The organism is Streptosporangium fragile, assembly GCF_039534445.1.
Taxonomy (GTDB): Bacteria; Actinomycetota; Actinomycetes; order Streptosporangiales; family Streptosporangiaceae; genus Streptosporangium; species Streptosporangium fragile.
Genome location: NZ_BAAAVI010000041.1, coordinates 1 through 23509, shown reverse-complemented (window position 1 = coordinate 23509; position 23509 = coordinate 1). Strand labels below are relative to the sequence as shown.

Sequence of the window (23509 nt, the reverse complement as noted above, 5' to 3'; positions counted from 1 at the left end):
CGTCTACCGGAGGTCTCCCGCCCGCTCCGCCGCCGGGAAGTGGGGCAGGAGACCGGTCTGCCCGTGACAGTTGAGATACTCCATGAGGGCGCCTTCCGGCACCACGTAGACCTCGTGACCGAGCGTCATGTGAATGTCGGGGGCGAAGCGGGCCGCGAACTCGCCGAAGCTGCGGTAGATCGCGATGTGCGTCGGGTGGCTGTGCGCCCATCGTTCCAGGTGGGACAGGCTCAGGAACCACGCCAGCGTAGCGGTCTGCATCCGGTCGTCGTTCGACACGGTCAGGTCCACGAGGCGGGCGGACAGGCATCCGGTCTCGTGGGGGTTGCCGGCGAGATACTCGACGCCTTCCCGGTAGACGGGCAGCACGCGCTGTTCGAACCAGGCGCGCTCGTCGTCCGGGCACTGCCTCCAGCCCTGCGGGCTGCGGATGAAACAGACGTTCCCCGGGGTGGTCACGACCAGATGGCGGCCCGCCGGCTCCACCGGCCCCGCCTGCGGCAGGTGCTCGGCCTCGCCGGCGAGGCCGCCGTCCTCGGCGGCGGCGATGCGGTCCCGCATCGCTCCGTTGTAGGAGTGGTAGATGTTCGGCGCCGCCGGGAACCGCGACGCGAGACCCCAGGACGGGGAATCGTAGGAGTACGACGTCTCGAAATGGTCCACCGGCGCCCGCAGGGTCTCGGACCACAGGCCGATCGGCCCGCCCTCCGCGGTCAGCTCCGGTCCGGCCCACGAGTCGAGCGGATGCTCCGCGCCCCAGGACTTCTCGGCCTCGGCGTCGAGCCAGTACGCGAGGATGATCTCATTGGTGTAGCCGAGGCCGTCAACGTGGGTGGCGCGCTCGTACGTCACGGGGGCGTGCGCGCCGTGAAGCCTGTCGGTGATTCCCGCGACCACGGCGGTGGCCTCCTCCGCCGCCCGGTGCTGGACCGCCAACTGCCGCACGGTGACACCCGGCAGTTCCTCGGGCAGGCGGAGACTGTACGCCGGATAGGGGTTCTGGAAATCAGCGGGGCGGTTCTTTGCCATAAGACACCTCAGGTAGGGGTGGCGTCCCGGTCAGGTGACCGGTACCGTGCCGGTGGTTCTGGAAAGGCGATTTCCGGTGCCGCCGGTGGTTCCGGGAGGGGAAACGTACTCGTCCGAAGGTCGCTCACCGGGTCTTCCGTCACCTGCGATCAGCGTGGCCGTGAGCATGGACCAGGTCTGTCAGCGGGTGGGGCGGGCGCGGGACGGGGACGTCCGCCGCCGGCCCGGCGCCTCCCTCGGATGGAACAATCATGGGTCTCCGTGGAACTCGGGCGGTTCACCCTCAACTTGCCAAACTCGGCATGTAATTCGTCAGTAATGAGCGCATGTAAAACGCCAGTAACGGGCGGGCGTCCCCAGGGGCTGCCTTCGGCAGCCGCGGGTCACAGCCGGAGCGGCGCGGACGCGACGGCGACCACGGCGGTGCGGGAACCGGTGGTTCCGTCATGGCGGGTGGCCGGGGCGTGGAACCGCTTGAGCCGGTCGGGGCGGCGCCCGACGATGCCGCGGCGCTTGTGGACATCACGGTCGGCGGCGGGCGCCCGCCGCCGACCGCCGCGGTCGGCGATCCGGTCGGCCCGCCCGGGGACGGTGCGGCCGGTGTAACGATTGGCTGTGAACGGGGCTCACGTTACGTCGGCCTTACACCCCTCACGGAAGGCTACAACCCTGTCAAATATCAAGGATTAGGTAGGAAACAGGTGTCATCGGATATCCCTGCATCAGCAGGGCGGGGGCGTTCCGGGTGGAGGCCGGTCTCGGCCGCGGCGATCACGGCGCTGGCGCTGGCGCTGGCGAGCTGTTCCACGGGCGGCGCCACGGACCGCGCGGAGCCCGGCACGAAGCCGTCCGCCTCGAAGCCGTCGGCCTCGGGGCCGTCCACCGCCTCACCGGCCACCGCGGAGACCGGAATCCGCAAGCCGCCGCCGGTGGACGCCGCCTGGCCGCGCTGGGGCTTCACCCACACCGCCGTCAGCGCGAACAACGTCACCCCGCAGTTCGAGCAGGACGTGGCCGGGGTGCTCACCCGCACCCCGATGCTGCAGAACCAGCACATCATGGGCTTCGGCGCGCTCAACCCCCAGCCCCGCCCCAACGAGTTCCACTGGGAGGACCTCGACAGCCGCCTGAGCCTCATGAAGGAGTCGGGCGCCACCCCGGTCATCACGCTGTGCTGCGCCCCCGACTGGATGAAGGGCGGCCCCGAGGGCCCGACCCAGGAGTCGGCCTGGGCCGAGCACCTGGAGGACGCCCCGTACCCGGAGCACTTCGACAACTTCGCCAAGCTGTCGGCCGCCGTCGCCGCCCGCTACCGCGACGTCAAGTACTTCATGGTCTGGAACGAGCTCAAGGGCTTCTGGAAGGACCACTCCAAACCCGCGGACATCAAGGGCTACACCGACCTGTACAACAAGGTGTACGACGCGGTGAAGGCGGTCCGCCCGGACGCCCGGATCGGCGGCCCGTACCTGGGATTCGACAGCCTGAGCGAGGGCCGGACCGAGCTGAACGGCCCGTGGGGCACCGTCAGCCAGCACGCCCTGGACGCCTTCAAGTACTGGTTCAAGAACAAGAAGGGCGCCGACTTCGTCGTGGTGGACGGCGCCTCCCCCACCGAGAGCCACGAGCTGCGGCCCGACGAGTTCGGGGCGCTGGGCAAGTTCAGCGCGGTCACCTCCTGGTTGCGCGAGCAAAGCGGTGACCTGCCGATCTGGTGGGCGGAGTGGTACTTCGTGCCCGAGGACGGCACCACGTGGACCGAGCCCAAGCAGATGGCGGTGCAGGCCGTCTCGATGATGGAGTTCGCCCGCAGCGGCGCCGCCACCGCCCTGTACTGGAACCCGCAGACCAAGGAAGGTGCCTGCCAGGGCTGTATGTGGGACCCGCGGACCGGCGCGCTGCGCCCGGCCGGCACGCTGGTGAGCGAGTTCACCCGCTGGTTCCCGGCCGGGGCCGAACTGGAACCCGTCACCTCCTCCGACCCCCTGGTCCGCGTGCTGGCCCAGCCTCAGCGGCTGGTGATGGTCAACACCGCCGACAAGCCCGTCACCGCGACCGTGGACGGCAAGAAGGTCACCCTCCAGCCCTACGAGATCAAGTGGAGCGGCCGTTGAGTCCCCGCGCGGTCCCGCGCCGCGGGGCGGACGTCAGCGGGGTGGCAGGCGCGGCACCGTGAGCCGGGGGCGGGCGGCCGGGTTGGGCGTGTGGGGCGGGTGCGTGGCCAGCCGCCCCAGGGCGATCTCGATCGCCCTCTCCAACTGCGTGTCCACGCCCTTGGCGTAGTCCTGCGGGGTGATGTCGACCTCGATGTCGGGGTCGGTGCCGTAGTTCTCCACCCGCCAGCCCACGTCGTCGAAGGCGAAGGAGAACTCCGGCTGCGTGGTGACCGTGCCGTCCGCCAGCCGGTGCCGGGGCCAGATGCCGATCACGCCGCCCCAGGTGCGCTTGCCGATCAGCGGGCCCAGGCCGAGAAGCTTGAAGGTGTGGCTGAAGATGTCACCGTCGGAACCCGCCCACTCGTTGGTGATCGCCACCATGGGGCCGCGCGGCGACTCGTCGGGGTAGGGCTCGGGCACGCCCCACCGGGGGAAGTCGTAGCCCAGGCGGCGCCGGGAGAGCTTCTGGAGCAGCAGTGCCGAGACGTGGCCGCCGCCGTTGAAGCGGACGTCGACCACGAGGGCCTCGCGGTCGTACTCGGTCAGGAAGCCCCGGTGGAACTCGGCGTAGCCCTCCGGGCCCATGTCGGGGATGTGCAGGTAGCCGACCCGGCCGCCGCTGCGCTCGTGGCAGCGGGCCCGGTTGGCCTCCACCCAGTCGCGGTAGCGGCCCGGCTGCTCGTCGCCGATGGCCCGGACGGTGACGGTCCGCTTGGCGTCACCCCGCATGATCGTGAGCTCGACCTCCTGGTCGGCCTGGTTGACCAGCCACTCGTCCGGGCTCGCGTCCCGCCCGACCGGCTGCCCGTTGACGGCCAGCACCGCGTCGCCGGGCCGCACGTCCAGCCCGAGACGGTTGAGCGGCGAGGTCGCCTCGGGGTCCCACCGGTCGCCGCCGACGATCCGCGCGATCCGGTAGACGCCGTTCCCGTACTCCCAGTCGACGCCGAGCTTGCCCTGCCGGTAGTCGGGCCGGGGCCGGTAGGCGCCGCCGCTCTCGTACGCGTGGGAGGTGCCGAGCTCGCCGAGGAGCTCCCACAGCAGGTCGGAGAACTCCCCGCGGGTGGTCACCCGGTCCACCAGCGGCAGGTAGCGCCGGTAGACGCCCTCCCAGTCGATCCCGGCCATGTCCTCGGTCCAGAAGTGCTCCCGCTGCAGCCGCCAGGCCTCCCGGAACATCTGCCGCCACTCGGCCTCGGGCCGGATCGACACCTTCACCCGGGACAGGTCCACCCACCCGCTCGCGCGGCCCGGAGAATCGTCGTCCTCGGGCGCCTCGCCCGCTTTGACCACCCGCAGCCGCCGGTCCGCCCGGTAGAGCAGCGTCGTCCCGTCACGGCCGAGCCGGAACTCCGAGACGTCGCCGACCAGGGTCTCCTGCTTCTGCTTGGCGAAGTCGTAGACGTGCAGCGTGCCGTCGGAGGACTCGGCGTAGTCGTCGCCCATGCCGCCCTCGACGGGGAAGGACAGGTAGACGGCCTTGCCCTTGATCCCGGCGATGCCGTCGTAACGGCCCTCGGGGACGGGGAAGACGACGATCCGGTCCTGGATGCCGTCGAGGTCGATGACCACCTCGCGTTCGCCGCCGTCCCCGCCGTCCCCCTCCCCGTCGCCGTCGTCGTCCTCGTCGTCCCCGAGCGGCCTGGGCTCGGGGACGAAGGGAGAGCCGACGTCGGCGCGGAGCGCGATCGCGTAGGGCCGGGAGCCGAGGGGGAAGCCCAGGTCGAACTGGAGCTCGTCGTAGACGGGGTTGAACACGCGCCGGCCGATGAAGTACAGGTAGTCGCCGGCGGGGTCGAACGCGGGGCGGGCGTCCCACAGCACCGGCCGGGTGGCCGGGAAGGTCTCGCCGGTCTCCACCCGGCACAGCTTGATCGCCGTCGTCTGCGCGGTGTCGGGACAGGCGTAGGCGAGCCAGCGGCCGTCGGGGGACCAGGCGAGGTCCTCGATCCCGCCGAACCGGCTGGCGTCGACCACCGTGCCCCGCGCGGCGGCCCCGTCCTCCGGCCCGCCGTCCCCCACCGCGGCGGCGTCGCCCCCGTCGTTCCCCGTCGCGTCGTCACCCGCGACCGCGTCGGCGGTCGTCCCCTCATCCCCGGCGGTGCCCTCGCCCGCCGGGTCGCCGGCCGCCGGGGAACCGTCGTCCCCTGACGATCCGTCGCCGGCCGGGGTGCCGCCCCCGCCCGCCGGGCCGTCCGTGCCCAGGTCGACCAGGATCAGCTCGTTGCGGTGGTTGGCCACCGCGATCCGGTCGGCCGTGGGGGAGACCTCCAACGCGGTGACGCGCCCGGTGTCGACGTGATCGAGGCGGACCGGCTCGGCGCTCCCGTCGGCGGTGAGCACCACCAGCACCTCGCGGTCACCGTCGTCGCTGGCCGCCGCGACGAGCCGCGCTCCGTCGTTGAGCCAGGTCAGCAGCCGGTACCGCACGCCGTACGGGGCTCCGTGCTGGCGTACGGGCCCCTCCCAGGCGGCGAAGGAGAACGCCTTGCCGTGGGTGGTGACGGCCAGCCCGCTGCCGTCGGGGCTGAGCGTGGCGCTGTCCAGGAAGTCCTCGGCCGGGGCGAAGCGGCGGTTGCGCTGGGTGCGGGAACTGCGCAGCCGCACGTCGATCCGGTGCGACTCGCCGTCCTCCACCAGATACAGGTCGGCGCCGGCGTGGTAGACCAGCCTGCGGCCGTCGCCGGACAGGTTGCGGGCGTAGAAGTCGGCGTGGTCGGAGTGCCTGCGCAGGCCGCCGCCGTCGGCGGTGCAGGAGTAGACGTTGCCGATGCCCTCGTGGTCGGAGATGAAGTAGACCCGGTCCCCGGCCCAGCAGGGCGAGGCCAGGTTGCCGGGCAGGGAGATGAGCCGCTGGAACCGCTCGCCGTCGTCGTCCTGGATCCACAGGTCGCCCACGGTGCCGCCCCGGTAGCGCTTCCACCGCGCGGGGTCGGCGGTGTTGCGGCCCAGCACGATGCGGGGGCCGTACGAGATAGAGTTGGCCGGGCCGTACGGCAGGCGCTCGGGCACGCCGTCCGGCTCCACCCGGTGCAGCCACTTCTGCCCGGTGAAGGGCTGCCCCTCGTCGCTGGCGTAGACGACGGCGCCGGCGGGATCCCAGCCGGTGACGCTGGAGCGGGCCCCGTGGTAGGTGACCCGCCGGGCCGCGCCGCCGTCGGCGGGCATCACGTAGACCTCCTCCGGGCCCTCCTCGCCGCCGACGAAGGCGAGCAGGTCGCCGCGGGGGGAGAAACGCGGGTAGCCCGCCTCGGCCACCCCGGCGGTCAGCCGGAAGGCCCGTCCGCCGGTGGCGGGAACCGTCCACAGGTCGTCCTCGGCGGCGAAGACGACGTCGTCACCGAAGATCGTCGGGAATCGCAGGTAGGCGGGCATCGTCTCACTCCATGATCGGGCGGCCGGGTTCGCTCCGGCCGCCCGTCATGATGTCACGCCCGCGGCAGCCGGGTGATCCCGTCCGCGGCGGGCGCCCTACTCACCCTCCGCCACCCTGGCATCGGACTGTTTAGCCTGCTTCTTCGCCTGCTTGGCCGAGCGCGTCGCCTTGATCGCGGCCTTCTTCTGCTTGCCCGAGGCCTTCGCAGCCTTCTTGGCGTCCGCCATGGTTTCCCCCGGTGTCTTGTAGATGATGCCCCAAAATAGGCATATTGAGCCGATTAATACCCTTAAGAGCATTAGTCACCCACGTTTCGCCCGCGGGCCCGCGGGGCGGCCGGAGGGCACCGCCGGGCGCGGTCCGGCCCTGCCCGGCGGGGCGGGGCCGGAGCCGGGGCATGCCGCCGGCCGTAAGCCGTCGTGGCGGGTGTGACGAAGGTGAAGAGCCGGGAATGTCGAGATCGTCTCGAAAGGCCGAAACCCAGCGCCCGGCACGGCGCAGCCCTTCCGTCGGCGGGGAAAGCGCATGATCGCGGATGTCGATTGCGGCGATGAAAAGAAGAAGTAAATCGGAGCCCTCGGAACGGATAATGATCTTCACGATTGGGCAGAACGTCGGCACACGGCTTGCGTTCCGGGGAGGTGTTGCATGGCCTGGTCGCAAGACGAGGAGCGGATGCTGCTCCAGATCGAGCGCCACCTCATCGACGAGGATCCGCGACTCGCCGCGCGGCTGGAGTCGTTCAACGAGCGCGTCCAGCGCAAGGAGAACGGCCGCCGCAGGCGCGAGGTCAGGAAGGATCGGGGCAGGTCCTTCGGGCACCTCCGCCGCTCCACGGTCATCATCGTGTTCAGCTGGCTGCTGATCGCGACGCTGATCGCCACGCTCTTCATCCTGGTCCTGCGCCACGAGGCGGCGGTCGCGTTCTCGCTCTGATCCCCGGAGCCGGGCGCCGGCTCCGGGGATCAGTGGCCGGGGTCGATCGCCGTCCCGATGAACATGGCGGTCAGCAGCGTGAACAGGAACGCCTGCAGGAACTGGATGAACATCTCCAGTGCCGTCATCCCGATCGTCATCACGACCCCGGCGACGCCGACCGGCACGCCCAGGGGCGTGGGGTGCTCGATCAGGAACCAGTAGCCGACCATGCTGAAGAACGCCAGGATCAGGTGCCCGGCGAACATGTTCGCGGCCAGCCGCAGCATGTGGGCGAACAGCGACGTCACGAAGTTGTAGACGAGCTCGAGCGGCACGACCAGCACGTACGAGGCCCGGGGCAGCCCGGGGGTGATCAGGCCGCGCAGGTAGCCGAGGAGGCCGTGCCGCCGGATGCCGACGTAGATCTTCAGCACGTAGGCCGTCACCGCGAGCACCGCGGGGAAGGCCAGGTAGGCGGAGACGGGGAGCTGGACCAGGGGGATCACCCCCATCAGGTTCCAGACCCAGACCAGGAGGAAGACGCTCAGCAGCAGGCCCATCCACCGATCGGCGTCCCGGCCCAGGAACGGGCGGGCCACCTGGTCGCGGACGAACACGTAGCCCAGCTCGACCACATTCTGCAGGCCGCGGGGGACCAGCTTCGGGCTGGCGAAGGCCGCCCAGCACACGCCGCAGACCAGCGCGGCGGCCAGGAGGGCCATCACGACCGGTTTGGTCAGCCAGTACGGGGCGTCCGCCCACAGCGGGGGGAAGTCGAACAGCTCGAGTCCGGGAGCCTCGAACTCGGGGGAGGGGGAGGAGGCGATCGCGGGGGGAAAGGGAGAGGTGATCAGGATCGTCATCGGCGGTCCCGGCGTCAGGGGGATAGTTTGTGAATGATTTCACATGCCTCTCCACCGGGGCGAATACCTCCCGGGTAAAACAGGCTCAGGCCCCCGTACGGTCCTCGTCCTGCGGACGCGCGCCTCTCCGGCCGGGGCCGGGCCTTCCCCGGGGAGTTCGCCGCGCCCTCGCCGTCAGCCGAGGGCGCGGAGGAAGTCGGCGGCCACCGGGGCGGCGACCGCGCCACCGCCGGAACCCTCCTCGACGATCACCGCGAAGGCCACATCGCCGCGGAAACCCATGAACCAGGCGTGGGTCTTCAGGTCGTCCTGCGGGCCGAACTCGGCGGTGCCTGTCTTGCCCCGGGTGCCCGCCGGCAGGCCCGCGCCCTTGGCCGTGCCCTTGGTGACCACCGCGGACATCATCTGGTGCATCTTCGACGTGACGCCCTCGGGGAGCGGCTGAGGTTCGGCCTTCTGCTTGATCGAGGTGACCAGCGTGGGCGGGCGCCAGGTGCCGTCGGCCAGGGCGGCGGCGGCCGAGGCCACCACCAGGGGGCTGGCGGTGATCCGGCCCTGGCCGAACGACTCCGCGGCCAGCTCCGCGTCGCTCTGGGCCCGGGGGAAACTGCCCTTGGCGGCCGGGACGCCGATGTCGAGCGGCTGGTTGAAGCCGAACAGCTCCGCGGTGCGCAGCAGTTTGCCGGCCCCCAGCCGCTGCTGGGCCAGCGGGGCGAAGGTGGTGTTGCAGGAGTAGGCGAAGGAGTCGGAGAACGACACCGCCCCGTAGGCGGCGTGCTCGGAGTTGCGGATCGGCAGGCCGCCGACCGTGACGTTCTTGGGGCAGGTGACCCGCTCGCCGGGGGTCATGCCCTCGGCGAGCAGTCCCACGGCGGTGACCGCCTTGAGAGTCGAGCCCGGCGGATAGTTGCCGTTCAGCGCCCGGTCGAAACCGCCCCGGTTGTTGACCACCGCGAGGATCTCGCCCGTCGAGGGCCGGATCGCCACCAGCGCGGCGGCCTTCTTCAGGTCGCGGATCGCCGAGACGCCGGCCTGCTGGACCTTCAGGTCCAGGGTGGTCCGCACCTCCTCGCCCTCCTTGCCCTCGATCTTGCCGAGGGTCTTGACGACCTTCTTCTTGTCGGGGCCGACCAGCTGGATCTCGGTGGTGGGCGTGCCGGCCAGGCGCTCCTGGAAGGTGGCCTGGAGCCCGCTCTTGCCGATCGGGTCACCGGCCTCGTAGGACGGGCCGAGCTCTTTGGCCTCCTTCTTCGTCGCCTTGCCCACATAGCCGGCGATCTGCTGCACCGAGCCGCCCACGTCGCCGCCGTCGATGCGCTCGCCGTCCGCCGCGGTGATCGCGGCCCGCTGCGGCCAGCTGGTCTTCAGCGCGAACGACGTGGTGCCGGTCAGGTCGGGATGGACGGCGGCGGGCGACCACCTGACCCGCCAGTGCCGGTCGACGACCGACAGGTCGATGGTGCCGGAGTAGCTCCACTCGCCGATGTTCTTGAGCTTCAGCGTGGCGGTGTAGGAAGCCTGCCCGGTGCCGTCCCCGGTCTCGCGCACCCGGTCGAGCCGCACGCTGGTGTCCTCGACCGCCAGAGCCTTGCGCATGGCCTCGTACGCCGTGGCGAACGCCGGGTCGGGGGCGCCGAGTTCGGCGCGCATGGCGGTCAGGTCGTCGCGCTGCCACGCCCGGACGAACCGCTCGGCCGTCTCCTGCGGGGTGCCCCTGGTGTGCAGGTACCACCAGGCCCCGCCGCCGGCGGCCCCCGCCACCAGCACGACGGCCACCGTCCCGATCGCGATCGTTCTGCCCCGCGGCACCAGACCACCCCCAGCTCTCCGTGCCCCAAAGGCCGCAGCCTAGCGTGACTGGAGCGACATATCCGGATAAGGGCTCACTTGTCCTGGACGCGGCTGGGCGCGTAGCTGCCCACGTACTCCTGCCCGGACAGTTCCCGGATCGCCGTCATGATCTCGTCCGTCACCCGGCGCCGGTCGCGCGCGCTGGCCTCGGAACCGGTGAAGGTCATCGGCTTGCCGATGCGGACCTCCACCCGGCCCAGGCGGGGCACCGAGACACCGGGCGGCAGCACCTTGCCGGTGCCGATCATCCCCACCGGCAGCACCGGCGCGCCGGTGGCCAGGGCCAGCCAGGCGACGCCGACCTTCCCTCGGTAGAGGCGGCCGTCGGGGGAGCGGGTGCCCTCGGGGTAGATGCCGAACAGCCCGCCGTCGCGCAGCACCTGGGCGGCGGTGTCGAGCATGTCCTGGGCGGCAGTGGGGCTCTGCCGGTCGATCGCGATCTGGCCGGTGGCCCGCATCCACATCGCGATGACGGGGTTGCCGGTGAAGTACTCGGCCTTGGCGACGAAACGGACCTGGCGGCTGAGCACCAGCGGCAGGAAGGTCGAGTCGAGCACCGACAGGTGGTTGGAGGCCATGATGGCCGGGCCCGTCGTCGGGACGTGCTCGTGCCCGGTGACCGTGGTCGGCCAGAGCAGGTGCAGGACTGGAGCGCTGACGATCTTGGCCAGGCGATAGAGCACAGGCTCTCCTCATGAGACGGGATCACCACATTAGGTGGTGGCCCGAGGGCTCACGGTTGTGGGCACCCGCACAAGCGCGATCTGTGGCTTTGTAGCCCTCCTCCAAAAATCAGGGTCTTCCGGGCGTGGCGCGCTGTGCTGTCCGGGCAGGCCGGTGGAAGCCCCCGGGGGGAGGCGGGAAAAGCAGACGCCCCGCGAGGCCGGGGCGCTCGCGGGGCGTCATGACGTTGTGGTGCCGATGTGGCGGTCGCCTCCTCGGCGAGAGGCACAACACGGCTCCAGCCGAACGGTATTCCGTGAAGGCGGTAATTTGCGGCCCGGGGGACACAAACCACATCGGCACGCTCACTCTAACGGACGTCCACGCATGCTTATTCCGCTTCTCCTGTCCCCGGCGTGTCAGGCGGGGCCGGGCGGTCTCCGAAACGCCCGGCCGGACGGCCTCCGAAACGCCCGGGCAGGCGGGGACGCCGCGGCGGACGTCACATCCCGCCCTCCCTCCCGGGGCCCGGGTTCCCCGGTGGGAACCGGCACGCCGGCGCCGTGGGGTGTCCCGTCCGGGAACCGTCACGCCGGCGCCGTGGGGTGTCCCGCCGCCGGGCCGGGCACCCCTCGGGGCCGGGTGCCTCGTCCGCCGCGCGGGGACCGGAGCCCGGGGGGCGGGACTATGCTCTCGGGGCGCGGCCGCGACGGGCGGACGTCACCTGAGCTGACACAGCGGAGAGAGGACCTCGTGGAACCCATACTGACCGACCGGCTCGTCATGCGCAGATGGCGGGAGGCCGATCGGGAGCCCTTCGCGGCGATGAACGCCGACCCCGAGGTCATGGAGTACTTCCCCGCGCCGCTCACCCGCGCCGAGTCCGACGCGCTGGTGGACCAGCTCGAATCGGAGTTCGAGCGGTACGGTTACGGACGGTGGGCACTGGAGGTGCGGGCGACGGGGGAGTTCGCCGGCTTCACCGGTCTCGCGTGGAAGACCTTCGAGGCGCGCTTCACCCCGGCGCTGGAGGTCGGCTGGCGCCTGCCACGCTCCGCCTGGGGTCACGGCTACGCGACCGAGGCCGCCCGCGCCGCCCTCGAGTACGGCTTCGGCCCCGCGGGGCAGGAGGAGATCATCTCCATGACGGCGGTGGGGAACCTGCGTTCCCGGGCGGTGATGGAGCGCCTGGGCATGACCAGGGACCCGGCCGACGACTTCGACCACCCGCAGGTCGCCGAGGGCAGCCCGCTCCGGAGGCACGTGCTCTACCGCGTCAGGCGCTCCACCGCGGGAGGATGAGCGCCGGGCCCGCCCGCTGCGCTGCCCGGCCTCGCCGGTCTGTGACCGTCAGCGGACGGGCAGCCGCTCCTCCGCCCGGGCCCACGGCTCCTGGCCGCCTTCGGGCATATAGGTGACCAGGTGCTCGCTCTGCCGCACCAGGGCGCGGATGTCGGAGACCACGCCCTGCGCGCGGGCCTGGACCAGGGCGTTGCCGAGGGCGGCGGCCTCCACCGGCCCGGCGACCACCGGCAGGCCGGTCGCCTCGGCGGTCATCCGGCACAGCAGCGCGTTGCGGGCCCCTCCGCCCACCACGTGCACGACCTCCACGTCCTGGCCGCTCAGGCGCACCGCGTCGCGCAGCGTGCGCCGGTAGGCCAGGGCCAGGCTCTCCAGCACGCACCGCACGGTCTGCGCGCGGCCCTGCGGGGGCCGCTGGCCGGTGCGCTCGCAGTACGCGGCGATCCGGGCCGGCATGTCACCGGGCGGCAGGAAGGCCGGGTCGTCGGGGTCGATCACCGCCTCGAACGGAGGGACCTGGGCGGCGGCGTCGAGCAACCCGGCCACGTCGGTCTCACCCCAGGTACGCATGCACTCCTGGAGGATCCACAGGCCCATCACGTTGCGCAGGTAGCGGATGGTGCCGTCGAGGCCGCCCTCGTTGGTGAAGTTGGCCAGGCGGCTCTCCTCCGTCAGGACCGGCTTGGGGAGTTCGAGCCCGACGAGGGACCAGGTGCCGGAGGAGATGTAGGCGAACCGTCCGGTGCTCGCGGGCACGGCCACCACCGCGGAGGCGGTGTCGTGCGAGGCGACCGCGGTGACCGGGGTGGTACCCGGCAGCCCGGTCTCCTCGGCGACGTCGGCCAGAAGCGTCCCGGCGGGCGATCCGGGACGGCGCAGCTCGGGCAGGATCCCGGCCGGCAGGCCCAGCCGCTCCGCCAGGTCCCGGGCCCAGTCACCGGTCCGCACGTCGTACAGGCCCGTGGTGGAGGCGTTGGTGACCTCGGCGCCGACGGACCCGGTCAGCCAGTGGGTCAGCAGGTCCGGGATCATCAGCAGCGTCTCGGCCCGGTCGAGGCCCGGTTCGGCGAGGAGCTGGTAGACGGTGTTGAACGGCAGGAACTGCAGCCCGCCGACCTGGTAGAGCGTGTCGGCCCCCAGCTCGGCGACGACCCGCTCCATGACCCCGGCGGTCCGCCCGTCGCGGTAGTGCACCGGGTTGCCGATGAGCCGTCCCGCGCCGTCCAGCAGGCCGTAGTCGACCGCCCAGGAGTCGATGCCGATCGAGTCGACCGGCCCGGCCGCGCGCAGCCCGTCGAGCACCCCCCGGTGCAGGGCGAGGATGTCCCAGTGCAGGGTCCCGCCGACCCGGACCGGGCGGTTGGCGAAGCGGTGCACCTCGGTCAGGTCGATCCGCTCGCCGTCGATCCGCGCGGTCATCACCCGGCCGCTGGACGCTCCCAGATCGACCGCCGCGTAAACGCTCATTCGTCACTCACCACTCGTGGTCGGGTGGCCGCCGCCGTCCCGGCCGGTCATCGGCCGGTGGACTCGCGGGCGACCAGCTCGGGCTGGAACATGATCTGCCGGTGGGCGTGCTCACCCGGGTTGCCGCACTCGTCCAGCAGCAGCTCGGTGGCGATCCGCCCGAGTTTGTAGGTGGGTTGCCGGATCGAGCTGAGCGACACCGCCGAAGCCACCGCGAAGTCGATGTCGTCGTAGCCGATCAGGGCCACGTCGCCCGGCACGCCGACCCCGGCCTGGTGCAGGCCGCGCAGCACGCCGAGGGCGAGCATGTCGTTGGCGCAGAAGATCGCCTCGGGCAGCCGCCCGGAGGCGACCAGCCGTTCGGCCGCCTCCTGACCGGCCCGCGCGGTCATCGCGGGCGCCTCCACGGTCTCCAGCGCGCTCTCCGGATCGAGGCCGGCGGCGGCCAGGGCCCGCCGCGCGCCCTCCCTGCGGTCCCGGCACTGCCGGATGGTCAGCGGGCCGGTGACGTGGCAGATCCGCCGCGCCCCGCGATCGAGCAGGTGGCCGGCGGCCAGCAGGCCGCCCGCCACGTCGTCGACCGTCACCGAGCACAGGTCGGGCCGGTGCGCCGGGTGGTCGACGAGCACCACGCTGATGCCATGCTCGCGCAGCCCGTCGAGCCGCCGCGGATCCCCGTCCGAGGGCGTGATGAGCACGCCGCGCACCCGGTGCTCGGCGAACACGCGCAGGTTGTGCTCCTCCTTGGCCCGGGAGCCGCCCGAGTTGCCGAGGATCACCGCGTAGCCGAGTTCGCTGGCGACGTCCTCGGCCCCGGCGGCCACGTCGGTGAAGAACGGGTTGCCGATGTCCATGAGCGAGAGCCCGATGGTGCGGCTGTGCCCGGCGCGCAGCGTCGAGGCCGAGCCGTGCCGGACGAAGCCCAGCTCGCGGATCACGCGCGTGACGCGATCCCGGGTCGCGGGGGCGACCCGCTCCGGCCGGTTGAGCACGTTGGACACCGTGCCCGGGGACACCCGGGCGGCCCGAGCGACCTCTTTGATGCTGACGCCGCCCAACTGCTGCCCCCCTTGACCCGGCACAGATTAAAACGTGTTATCCGATGCGGGCAAGACCTTACACAAGGATGACATCCGCCCAGGTCCCCCCTGCCTGCAGGATTGTCGTAACGCGTTGGAAACGAGAGCTTCACCCCCCATTGACAAGGCCTGACCTCGCGGATTAGCGTCCGCTCAATCTCTAAAACGTTTTTAGATCAAGGAAGGGTGTGGCGCGGTGACTGCACCGGTCGAAGGGGAGACGCCCCTCGGGCCGCCCCCCGACGAGACCCCTCCGGTCCTGGCGCTGACCGGGGTCAGCAAGGCGTTCGGCGCCGTGCAGGCGTTGCGGGGTGTCTCCCTGAGCCTGTACGCCGGAGAGGCGCACGCCCTCGCCGGGGAGAACGGCGCGGGGAAGTCCACTCTGGTGAAGACCCTGGCCGGGGTGCACCGCCCGGACACCGGGCAGGTCCTGCTGGACGGCAAGCCGGTGGAGTTCAACAGCCCCGCCGACGCCCAGCAGGCGGGCGTGGCCGTCATCTACCAGGAGCCCACGATGTTCCCCGACCTGTCGGTCGCGGAGAACATCTTCATCGGCCGCCAGCCCAAGCTCGCGCTCGGCCGTATCGACCGCAGGACCATGCACGACCGGGCCGCCGAGCTGTTCAAGCGGCTCGGCGTGGCGCTCGACCCGGAGCAGCCGGCCCGCGGCCTGTCCATCGCCGACCAGCAGCTCGTGGAGATCGCCAAGGCGCTCTCCCGGGACGCCCGGGTGCTCATCATGGACGAGCCCACCGCGGCGCTGTCCGGCAACGAGGTGGCCCGGCTGTTCAACGTGGTCAAGGCGCTGCGCGAGCAGGGGTGCGCGCTGCTGTTCATCTCGCACCGCCTGGACGAGATCTTCGAGCTCTGCCAGCGGGTCACCACCTTGCGTGACGGCACCTGGATCGCCAGCGAGCTGGTCGAGGGCCTGACCCACGACGACCTGATCCGGCGGATGGTCGGCCGGGATCTCGACAACCTCTATCCCAAGCAGGAGACCGAGGTCGGCGAGGTCGCGCTCAAGGTCTCCCGCCTCACCCGTGAGGGCGTGTTCACCGACGTCTCCTTCGAGGTACGGCGCGGCGAGATCGTGGCGCTGGCCGGGCTGGTCGGCGCCGGGCGCAGCGAGGTCGCCCGGGCGATCTTCGGTGTGGACCGCTGGGACGCCGGAACCGTGGAGGTCAACGGCAAGCGGCTGCCGGCCGCGTCCCCGACCGCCGCGATGTCCGCGGGCCTGGCCCTCGTCCCCGAGGACAGGCGTCAGCAGGGCCTGGTGATGGACCACTCCATCGAGCGCAACATCGGCATCACCGGCCTGAAGGCGCTGCGCCGCGGCCCGGTGATCTCCCGAGCCGCGGAGCGGGACCGCGCCCGCGACTGGGCCATCCGGCTCCAGCTCAAGTTCAACCGGCTGTCGGACGCGGTGAACGTGCTTTCCGGCGGCAACCAGCAGAAGGTCGTGCTGGGCAAGTGGCTGTCCACCGAACCCGACGTGCTCATCATCGACGAGCCCACCCGGGGTATCGACGTGGGCACCAAGGCCGAGGTGCACCGCCTGCTGTCCCAGCTGGCCGCCGACGGCCTCGCCGTGCTGATGATCTCCTCCGACCTGCCCGAGGTGCTGGGCATGGCCGACCGGGTGCTCGTCATGCAGGAGGGACGGCTCGTCGCCGAGATCCCGCGCGAGCGGGCCACCGAGGAGAGTGTGATGACCGCAGCGACCGGGAGGGCCTCGTGATCGACACATACGAGGCCCCTGGCGAGCGCAGCACCCTGGTCATGCCGATCATGGTGGAGGCCCCCGTGTCCGGAACGGGCACCAATGGGCACAGCACCCTGGTCATGCGGGCCATGGTGGAGGCCCCCGTGTCCGGGACGGGCACCAATGGGCACAGCACCCTGGTCATGCGGGCCATGGTGGAGGCCCCCGTGTCCGGAACGGGCACCAATGGGCACAGCACCCTGGTCATGCGGGCGACGGAGGAGGCCGCATGACCACGGTTACCGCGGGGCGGAGTCCCCGGAACATGGTGGACCTCGTCTTCCGGGCCCGAGAGCTGAGCATCGTGGTGGCCCTGGCGGCCCTGGTCGTGGTCACCGCGGGCGTCAACGGCAACTTCCTGTCCGGGCAGGGCGTCACGGACATCTTCCTGAACGCCTCCATCCTGGTGCTGCTCGCCGTCGGCCAGTCCGTCGTGGTCATCACCCGCAACATCGACCTGTCCGTCGGCTCGGTCGTCGGCCTGGTGGCCTTCACCGTCGGCGACTTCCTCGCCGCGGACCACAGCCGGGGCATCGTCTTCGCCGTCGTCCTGGGGGTCGCGCTCGGCGCGCTCTGCGGCATGGTCAACGGCCTGCTGGTCAGCTTCGGCCGGGTCCCGGCCCTGGTGGTCACGCTCGGCACGCTGTACGTGATCCAGGGCATCGACCACTACATCGCCCACGGCCGGCAGATCAACGCCGTCGACCTGCCCCCGGCGCTGCTCTCGCTGGGCAACGGCGCGGTCTTCGGCATCCCGTACCTGCCGATGATCGCCGTCGTGGTGATGTTCGCCGTCGGCTACTACCTGCGCTCCTACGCCTCGGGCCGCGACTTCTACGCCATCGGCTCAAGCCCGGAGGCCGCGTCGCTGGCCGGGGTGTCCGTGCGGCGCCGGGTCATGGCGGCTTATCTCTTCAGCGGCGCGCTCGCGGGCCTGGCCGGGGTGCTCTGGCTCTCCCGGTTCGGCACCGTCGTCGCCGACGCCGCCAACGGCTGGGAGCTCCAGGTGGTCAGCGCCGTCGTCGTCGGCGGCGTGGCGATCACCGGTGGTGTCGGCACCGTGTACGGCGCGGCCCTCGGCGCGCTGCTGCTCACCACGATCACCAGCGCGCTCGTCGTGCTCAAGGTCAGCCCGTTCTGGCAGCAGGCCATCACCGGCGCGCTGCTGCTCCTGGCGATCAGCGTCGACCGGCTGCTCGCCCTGCGGGTCGCGAGGGTACTGCGGAGGAGGAACTCCCGACATGGCTCCTGACGTGAAGACCGCGAAGCCCGCGGGCGCCACGGTCGTCCCGCTTCCCGCCGGGGCGGCGGACCGCGGCTCGCTCGGCCGGTTCCTCCGCTGGGACACGCTGGTCGGCCTGCTGCTGGTGCTCGTCTTCATCGGCGGCTCGGCGGGGTCGCCCGGCTTCGCCAGCGTCGACAACCTGTCCTTCGCCCTCGGCGACCTCGGCGAGATCGCGCTGATCGCGCTGGCGATGACCATGCTGGTCGTCGCCGCGGAGGTGGACCTCTCGGTGGCCTCGGTGCTCGGCCTGTCGAGCGCCCTGGTCGGGGCCCTGTGGGACGCCGGCTGGGCCATCGAGACCATCATCCCGCTGGTGGTCGTGATCGGTGCGGTGTGCGGCCTCGTCAACGGCCTGCTGGTCACCCGGCTCGGGCTGCCCTCGCTGGCGGTGACGATCGGCACCCTGGCGCTCTACCGGGGCCTGGCCTACGTCGTGCTCGGTGACCGGGCCATCGCCGAGTTCCCGCAGCAGTACACCTCCCTCGCCGTGGACGACATCCCCGGCACCCCGATCCCGTACCCGGTCGCGCTGTTCATCCTGCTGGCGATCATCACCGGCATCGTGCTGCACGCCACCGGCTTCGGCCGCTCGCTGTTCGCCATCGGCGCCCAGGAGCAGGCCGCGCTGTTCGCCGGCATCCGGGTCAAGCGCATCAAGCTCATCCTGTTCGTGCTCTCCGGCACGATCGCGGCCTTCGCGGGCGTGATCTTCACGCTCCGCTACGGCAGCGCCCGCGCCGACAACGGCATGGGCCTGGAGCTGGCCGTCATCGCGGCCGTCCTGCTGGGCGGTGTCGACTTCGACGGCGGCCGGGGCACCCTCGGCGGCGTGATCGCCGGAGTGCTGCTCATCGGCCTTCTCCGCAACCTGCTCATGCTCAACGACGTGTCCACTGAGATCCAGTCGATCGTCACCGGACTCCTGCTGATCATCTCCGTGATCACCCCGCGCCTCGTCGCCGTCATAGGGCAACGACGGCGCCGTCCGTCGCCCGTTCCATCGCCCACACCCCCCGCATCCTGAGGAAGCACAGATGTTCACTATTTCGCGGAGGTCCGCCTCGACCGCGGTCATGGCCGGCCTGCTCTCGCTCGGACTCGTCGCCTGCGGCGGCGGCACCACCAAGGACTCGGCGAGCTCGGCCGCCCCGGCCGCCCCCGCCTCCTCGGCCCCGGCCACGGCCAACCCGAACGCGCCGATCAAGGAGGGCCTGAAGATCGCCTTCCTGCCCAAGCAGATCAACAACCCGTACGAGACCATCGTCGACAAGGCGGGCATCGAGGCGGCGGCCGAGTTCAAGGGTGAGGCCAAGGAGGTCGGCCCGTCGGACGCCTCGGCCTCCTCGCAGGTGTCGTACATCAACACGCTGACCCAGCAGGGGCACGACGCGATCCTGATCGCGGCCAACGACGCCAACGCGGTGTGCGGCCCGCTCCAGCAGGCCCGCAGCAAGGGTGTCAAGATCGTCTCGTATGACTCGGACGCCTCCAAGGACTGCCGCGACCTCTTCATCAACCAGGCCAACTCCGAGGAGATCGGCCGCAGCCAGGTCAAGCTCCTGTCCGAGATGATCGACGGCAAGGGTGAGATCGCGATCCTGTCGGCGACGGCGAACGCGACGAACCAGAACACCTGGATCGAGTTCATGAAGGACGAGCTCACCAAGCCCGAGTACAAGGACATGAAGCTCGTCAAGGTCGCCTACGGTGACGACGACGACCAGAAGTCCTTCCAGGAGACCCAGGGTCTGCTGCAGGCCTACCCGGACCTGAAGGGCATCATCTCGCCCACCACGGTCGGCATCTCGGCCGCGGCCCGCTACATCTCCGGCTCCAAGTACAAGGGCAAGGTCGTGCTGACCGGCCTGGGCACCCCGAACCAGATGCGCCAGTTCGTCAAGGACGGCACGGTCGAGAAGTTCGCCCTGTGGAACCCCAAGGACCTGGGCTACCTGGCCTCCTACGCGGCCGCCGCGCTGGCCTCGGGCCAGATCACCGGCGCCGAGGGCGAGGTGCTCAAGGCCGGCAAGCTCGGCGAGCGGACCATCGGCAAGGACGGCGAGATCATCCTCGGCCCGCCCTTCGTCTTCGACAAGAGCAACATCGACCAGTTCGACTTCTGACGGACGCCCCGGGCGCGGCGCGCGTGAACCGCGCGCCGCGCCACCCGGCGGGACCTGCCGACCCGCACGTCGGGAGCTCCCGGTCATCGTGACCACGCGCATCCTTACCGGATCAGGAAGAATAGGAGGAGGGGCCGCCACGGCTGACGCCGGTGGCCGCCCCGGAGCTTCGATGAGCGACATCAAGGCCGCCCTGAGGGCGCAGGCCATCGAGACCCCGTCCTGGGCGTACGGCAACAGCGGCACCAGGTTCAAGGTGTTCGCCCAGCGGGGTGTGCCGCGGGACCCGTACGAGAAGCTGGCCGACGCCGCCCAGGTGCACGCCTTCACGGGGGCCGCGCCGAGTGTGGCGCTGCACATCCCGTGGGACAAGGTCGACGACTACGCCGACCTGGCCGCGCACGCGTCGAACCTGGGCGTGCGGATCGGCGCGATCAACTCCAACGTTTTCCAGGACGACGACTACATGCTGGGCAGCGTGACCAACCCGGACCCGCGGGTGCGCCGCAAGGCGACCGACCACCTGCTGGAGTGCGTCGACATCATGGACGCCACCGGCTCGGACACGCTCAAGCTGTGGTTCTCCGACGGCACGAACTACCCCGGTCAGGACGACATCCGCGCCCGGCAGGACCGGCTGGCCGAGGCGCTGGCCGAGGTCTACGACCGGCTGGGCGACGACCAGCGGTTCCTGCTGGAGTACAAGCTCTTCGAGCCGGCCTTCTACACCACCGACGTGCCCGACTGGGGGACCGCCTACGCCCACTGCGTCAAGCTGGGCCCGAAGGCGCAGGTGGTGGTGGACACCGGGCACCACGCGCCGGGCACCAACATCGAGTTCATCGTGGCGTTCCTGCTGCGTGAGGGGAAGCTCGGCGGGTTCGACTTCAACTCCCGCTTCTACGCCGACGACGACCTGATGGCCGGGGCGGCCGACCCGTTCCAGCTCTTCCGCATCATGTTCGAGGTGATCCGCGGCGGCGGGTACACCGAGGATGTGGCGTTCATGCTGGACCAGTGCCACAACATCGAGGCGAAGATCCCCGGCCAGATCCGGTCGGTGATGAACATCCAGGAGGCCACGGCCAAGGCGCTGCTGGTCGACCGGGAGGCGCTGTCGGCCGCGCAGGCCGCCGGTGACGTGCTCGGCGCCAACGCGGTCTTCATGGACGCCTACAACACCGATGTGCGCCCCCTCCTGGCGGAGGTGCGCGCCGAGCAGGGGCTGGACCCCGACCCGATGGCCGCCTACGCGCGTTCGGGCTACTTCGAGAAGATCGCCGCCGAGCGGGTCGGCGGTACCCAGGCCGGCTGGGGCGCCTGAGACCTGCGCCTCGCATTCCGAGATCACGGTTGATTCGTTGGGGGATATTTCATGACTTCGCCGGTTGAGAAGCTGCTGGGACGCTCGCACGCGCTGGGCGCCGATCCGCGTAACACGAACTTCGCGGGAGGAAACGCCTCGGCCAAGGGCACGGCCAAGGACCCGGTCACCGGCTCCGACGTGGAGCTGATGTGGGTCAAGGGCTCCGGAGGGGACCTGGGCACGCTGACCGAGGCCGGGCTGGCGGTGCTGCGCCTGGACCGGCTGCGCGCGCTGACCGGCGTCTACCCGGGCGTGGAGCGCGAGGACGAGATGGTCGCCGCGTTCGACTTCTGCGCCTTCGGCAAGGGCGGGGCGGCGCCGTCGATCGACACCGCCATGCACGGCCTCGTCGAGGCCGCGCACGTGGACCACCTGCACCCGGACGCGGGCATCGCGATCGCCACCGCCGCCGACGGCGAGGAGCTCACCACGCGGATCTTCGGCGAGCGGGTGGTGTGGGTGCCGTGGCGGCGCCCAGGCTTCCAGCTGGGCCTCGACATCGCCGCGATCAAGAAGGCCAACCCGCAGGCGATCGGGTGCATCCTGGGCGGGCACGGCATCACCGCCTGGGGCGACACCTCGGAGGAGTGCGAGGCCAACTCGCTGTGGATCATCCGCACCGCCGAGGCCTACATCGCCGAGCACGGCAAGGCCGACCCGTTCGGGCCGGTCAAGCCCGGCTACGAGCCGCTGCCGGAGGACGAGCGGCTGGCCCGCGCCGCCGCGCTGTTCCCGGTGATCCGCGGCCTGGCCTCCACCGACGCGCCGCAGGTGGGGCACTACACCGCCACGGACGAGGTGCTGGAGTTCCTCTCCCGGGCCGAGCACCCGCGGCTCGCGGCGCTGGGCACCTCGTGCCCCGACCACTTCCTGCGCACCAAGGTCGCCCCGCTGGTGCTGGACCTGCCCGCCGACGCGCCGCTCGACGACGTCGTCACCCGGCTGGGCGAGCTGCACGCCGCCTACCGCGAGGAGTACGCGGCCTACTACAACCGGCACGCCACGCCCGAGTCGCCCGCGATGCGCGGCGCGGACCCGGCGATCGTGCTCGTCCCCGGCGTGGGCATGTTCTCCTTCGGCAAGGACAAGCAGACCGCCCGGGTGGCCGGGGAGTTCTACGTCAACGCCATCAACGTGATGCGCGGGGCCGAGGCGCTGTCGACGTACGCGCCGATCGAGGAGTCCGAGAAGTTCCGCATCGAGTACTGGGAGCTGGAGGAGGCCAAGCTGCGCCGGATGCCGGCGCCCAAGCCGCTGGCCACCCGCGTCGCCCTGATCACCGGCGGCGGCTCGGGCATCGGCGCGGCCACCGCCCGCAAGCTCGCCGCGGAAGGGGCGTGCGTGGTGGTCGCCGACCGTGACCTCGCCGCCGCGGAGAAGGTCGCCGCCGAGATCGGAGCCAAGGCCTACCGGGTCGAGGACGTCGCGGTCGCGGTGGCGGTGGACGTCACCGACGAGGCCCAGGTGATCGCGGCCGTCAGGGCGGCGGTGCTGGCCTTCGGCGGCGTGGACCTGGTGGTCAACAACGCCGGGCTCTCGCTGTCGCGCTCGCTGCTGGAGACCTCCGTCGCCGACTGGGACCTGCAGCACGACGTGATGGCCCGCGGCTCCTTCCTGGTCTCCCGGGAGAGCGCCCGGGTCATGATCGACCAGAGCATGGGCGGGGAGATCGTCTACATCGCCTCCAAGAACGCGGTGTTCGCCGGGCCGAACAACGTCGCCTACGGCGCCGCCAAGGCCGACCAGGCGCACCAGGTGCGCCTGCTCGCCGCGGAACTGGGCCAGTACGGGATCCGGGTCAACGGCATCAACCCCGACGGGGTGGTGCGCGGCTCGGGGATCTTCGCCTCCGGGTGGGGAGCCAACCGGGCGGCGGTGTACGGGGTCGAGGAGGAGAAGCTGGGCGAGTACTACGCGCAGCGCACGCTGCTGAAGCGGGAGGTGCTGCCCGAGCACATCGCCGGCGCGGTCTTCCAGCTGACCCAGCTGACCCAGACCACGGGGCTGCACATCCCGGTCGACGCCGGCGTGGCCGCCGCCTTCCTGCGCTGACCGCGGCCGGCCCGCCGCAGAAGCGCGACGGCGCGTCCGCGTTCGTGGCCTTCGAGGGAACCACCGTCGAAGGCCCCCTGCTGCGGATCGGCGACACCACCTCGCGCGTGGACTCCGGCTGCGACCCGGGGGAGCGGACCGACGCCCGGAACGCCCCCGGGATCCCCCACCGCGGGGCGCCGGGCACCGGCCGCAGGCTCGCCGGGCAGGAAGAGCT

General features: G+C 71.3%; 18 protein-coding genes. 10 read left to right on the top strand and 8 right to left on the bottom strand.

Annotated elements, in window-relative coordinates; translation table 11 throughout:
• Positions 1 to 3 precede the first annotated feature (3 nt).
• Positions 4 to 1029, bottom strand: coding sequence for a phenylacetaldoxime dehydratase family protein (locus ABD841_RS25085; RefSeq protein ID WP_344976570.1), 1026 nt, complete (start codon positions 1027 to 1029; stop codon positions 4 to 6).
• 701 nt (positions 1030 to 1730) lie between these two features.
• On the opposite strand from ABD841_RS25085, the gene ABD841_RS25080 reads away from it, so the two are divergent.
• On the top strand, positions 1731 to 3143 hold the full coding sequence (locus tag ABD841_RS25080) for a GH39 family glycosyl hydrolase (RefSeq protein ID WP_344976568.1): 1413 nt from the start codon (positions 1731 to 1733) through the stop codon (positions 3141 to 3143).
• Between the two features lie 33 nt (positions 3144 to 3176).
• Here the strand turns inward: ABD841_RS25080 and ABD841_RS25075 are convergent, their stop codons facing one another.
• Together ABD841_RS25075 and ABD841_RS25070 are read right to left on the bottom strand one after the other, a co-directional pair.
• A complete protein-coding gene (locus ABD841_RS25075; RefSeq protein WP_344976566.1) occupies positions 3177 to 6560 on the bottom strand; it encodes a S41 family peptidase in 3384 nt (1127 codons plus the stop codon).
• Positions 6561 to 6656: 96 nt separating this feature from the next.
• Positions 6657 to 6788 (bottom strand): hypothetical protein, encoded by a 132-nt coding sequence (locus ABD841_RS25070; RefSeq protein WP_344976564.1) that lies wholly within the window; start codon positions 6786 to 6788, stop codon positions 6657 to 6659.
• Positions 6789 to 7209: 421 nt separating this feature from the next.
• Between ABD841_RS25070 and ABD841_RS25065 the strand changes: the two genes are divergently transcribed.
• Positions 7210 to 7497 carry a DUF3040 domain-containing protein gene (locus tag ABD841_RS25065; RefSeq protein WP_344976560.1) on the top strand — a complete coding sequence of 96 codons (288 nt, stop codon included), beginning with the start codon at positions 7210 to 7212 and terminating at the stop codon, positions 7495 to 7497.
• Positions 7498 to 7526: 29 nt separating this feature from the next.
• Here ABD841_RS25065 and ABD841_RS25060 read toward each other — a convergent pair whose 3' ends face one another.
• From ABD841_RS25060 to ABD841_RS25050, 3 genes are all read right to left on the bottom strand, one after another.
• Positions 7527 to 8342: a F0F1 ATP synthase subunit A gene (locus tag ABD841_RS25060; protein WP_344976557.1), complete on the bottom strand. Its 816-nt coding sequence runs from the start codon at positions 8340 to 8342 to the stop codon at positions 7527 to 7529.
• Between the two features lie 174 nt (positions 8343 to 8516).
• The gene (locus ABD841_RS25055) at positions 8517 to 10151 is read right to left on the bottom strand and encodes a penicillin-binding transpeptidase domain-containing protein (protein WP_344976554.1); all 1635 of its coding nucleotides are present in this window, start codon (positions 10149 to 10151) and stop codon (positions 8517 to 8519) included.
• Positions 10152 to 10225: 74 nt separating this feature from the next.
• A complete protein-coding gene (locus ABD841_RS25050; RefSeq protein WP_344976551.1) occupies positions 10226 to 10876 on the bottom strand; it encodes a lysophospholipid acyltransferase family protein in 651 nt (216 codons plus the stop codon).
• A 733-nt stretch (positions 10877 to 11609) separates the two neighbouring features.
• Here ABD841_RS25050 and ABD841_RS25045 point away from each other — a divergent pair.
• Complete coding sequence (locus ABD841_RS25045) at positions 11610 to 12158, top strand: GNAT family N-acetyltransferase (protein ID WP_344976548.1); 549 nt, start codon at positions 11610 to 11612, stop codon at positions 12156 to 12158.
• A gap of 48 nt (positions 12159 to 12206) precedes the next feature.
• On the opposite strand, the gene ABD841_RS25040 is transcribed toward ABD841_RS25045, so the two are convergent.
• A complete protein-coding gene (locus ABD841_RS25040; protein ID WP_344976545.1) occupies positions 12207 to 13625 on the bottom strand; it encodes a rhamnulokinase in 1419 nt (472 codons plus the stop codon).
• 47 nt (positions 13626 to 13672) lie between these two features.
• On the bottom strand, positions 13673 to 14683 hold the full coding sequence (locus ABD841_RS25035) for a LacI family DNA-binding transcriptional regulator (RefSeq protein WP_344976542.1): 1011 nt from the start codon (positions 14681 to 14683) through the stop codon (positions 13673 to 13675).
• A gap of 217 nt (positions 14684 to 14900) precedes the next feature.
• On the opposite strand from ABD841_RS25035, the gene ABD841_RS25030 reads away from it, so the two are divergent.
• The 7 genes from ABD841_RS25030 to ABD841_RS25000 all read left to right on the top strand — a co-directional run bounded on the left by ABD841_RS25030 (position 14901) and on the right by ABD841_RS25000 (position 23292).
• Complete coding sequence (locus ABD841_RS25030) at positions 14901 to 16442, top strand: sugar ABC transporter ATP-binding protein (protein ID WP_344976539.1); 1542 nt, start codon at positions 14901 to 14903, stop codon at positions 16440 to 16442.
• Complete coding sequence (locus ABD841_RS25025) at positions 16439 to 16699, top strand: hypothetical protein (RefSeq protein WP_344976536.1); 261 nt, start codon at positions 16439 to 16441, stop codon at positions 16697 to 16699. Before ABD841_RS25030 ends, ABD841_RS25025 begins: the two co-directional genes overlap by 4 nt.
• Positions 16696 to 17718, top strand: a complete 1023-nt coding sequence (locus ABD841_RS25020; RefSeq protein WP_344976534.1) for an ABC transporter permease — start codon at positions 16696 to 16698, stop codon at positions 17716 to 17718. Before ABD841_RS25025 ends, ABD841_RS25020 begins: the two co-directional genes overlap by 4 nt.
• Positions 17708 to 18775, top strand: coding sequence for an ABC transporter permease (locus ABD841_RS25015; RefSeq protein ID WP_344976531.1), 1068 nt, complete (start codon positions 17708 to 17710; stop codon positions 18773 to 18775). Before ABD841_RS25020 ends, ABD841_RS25015 begins: the two co-directional genes overlap by 11 nt.
• Before the next feature lie 10 nt (positions 18776 to 18785).
• On the top strand, positions 18786 to 19874 hold the full coding sequence (rhaS, locus tag ABD841_RS25010; protein ID WP_344976528.1) for a rhamnose ABC transporter substrate-binding protein: 1089 nt from the start codon (positions 18786 to 18788) through the stop codon (positions 19872 to 19874).
• Between the two features lie 172 nt (positions 19875 to 20046).
• Positions 20047 to 21198, top strand: coding sequence for an L-rhamnose isomerase (rhaI, locus tag ABD841_RS25005; protein ID WP_344976525.1), 1152 nt, complete (start codon positions 20047 to 20049; stop codon positions 21196 to 21198).
• Positions 21199 to 21249: 51 nt separating this feature from the next.
• The gene (locus tag ABD841_RS25000) at positions 21250 to 23292 is read left to right on the top strand and encodes a bifunctional aldolase/short-chain dehydrogenase (protein ID WP_344976522.1); all 2043 of its coding nucleotides are present in this window, start codon (positions 21250 to 21252) and stop codon (positions 23290 to 23292) included.
• Positions 23293 to 23509: the final 217 nt, after the last annotated feature.

Bases quoted from the DNA above. Each gene is read 5' to 3' on its own strand.
- ABD841_RS25085 (WP_344976570.1), bottom strand. From the start codon at position 1,029: ATGGCAAAGAACCGCCCCGCTGATTTCCAGAACCCCTATCCGGCGTAC.
- ABD841_RS25075 (WP_344976566.1), bottom strand. From the start codon at position 6,560: ATGCCCGCCTACCTGCGATTCCCGACGATCTTCGGTGACGACGTCGTC.
- ABD841_RS25070 (WP_344976564.1), bottom strand. From the start codon at position 6,788: ATGGCGGACGCCAAGAAGGCTGCGAAGGCCTCGGGCAAGCAGAAGAAG.
- ABD841_RS25065 (WP_344976560.1), top strand. From the start codon at position 7,210: ATGGCCTGGTCGCAAGACGAGGAGCGGATGCTGCTCCAGATCGAGCGC.
- ABD841_RS25060 (WP_344976557.1), bottom strand. From the start codon at position 8,342: ATGACGATCCTGATCACCTCTCCCTTTCCCCCCGCGATCGCCTCCTCC.
- ABD841_RS25040 (WP_344976545.1), bottom strand. From the start codon at position 13,625: ATGAGCGTTTACGCGGCGGTCGATCTGGGAGCGTCCAGCGGCCGGGTG.
- ABD841_RS25020 (WP_344976534.1), top strand. From the start codon at position 16,696: ATGACCACGGTTACCGCGGGGCGGAGTCCCCGGAACATGGTGGACCTC.
- ABD841_RS25015 (WP_344976531.1), top strand. From the start codon at position 17,708: ATGGCTCCTGACGTGAAGACCGCGAAGCCCGCGGGCGCCACGGTCGTC.
- rhaS (WP_344976528.1), top strand. From the start codon at position 18,786: ATGTTCACTATTTCGCGGAGGTCCGCCTCGACCGCGGTCATGGCCGGC.
- rhaI (WP_344976525.1), top strand. From the start codon at position 20,047: ATGAGCGACATCAAGGCCGCCCTGAGGGCGCAGGCCATCGAGACCCCG.
- ABD841_RS25000 (WP_344976522.1), top strand. From the start codon at position 21,250: ATGACTTCGCCGGTTGAGAAGCTGCTGGGACGCTCGCACGCGCTGGGC.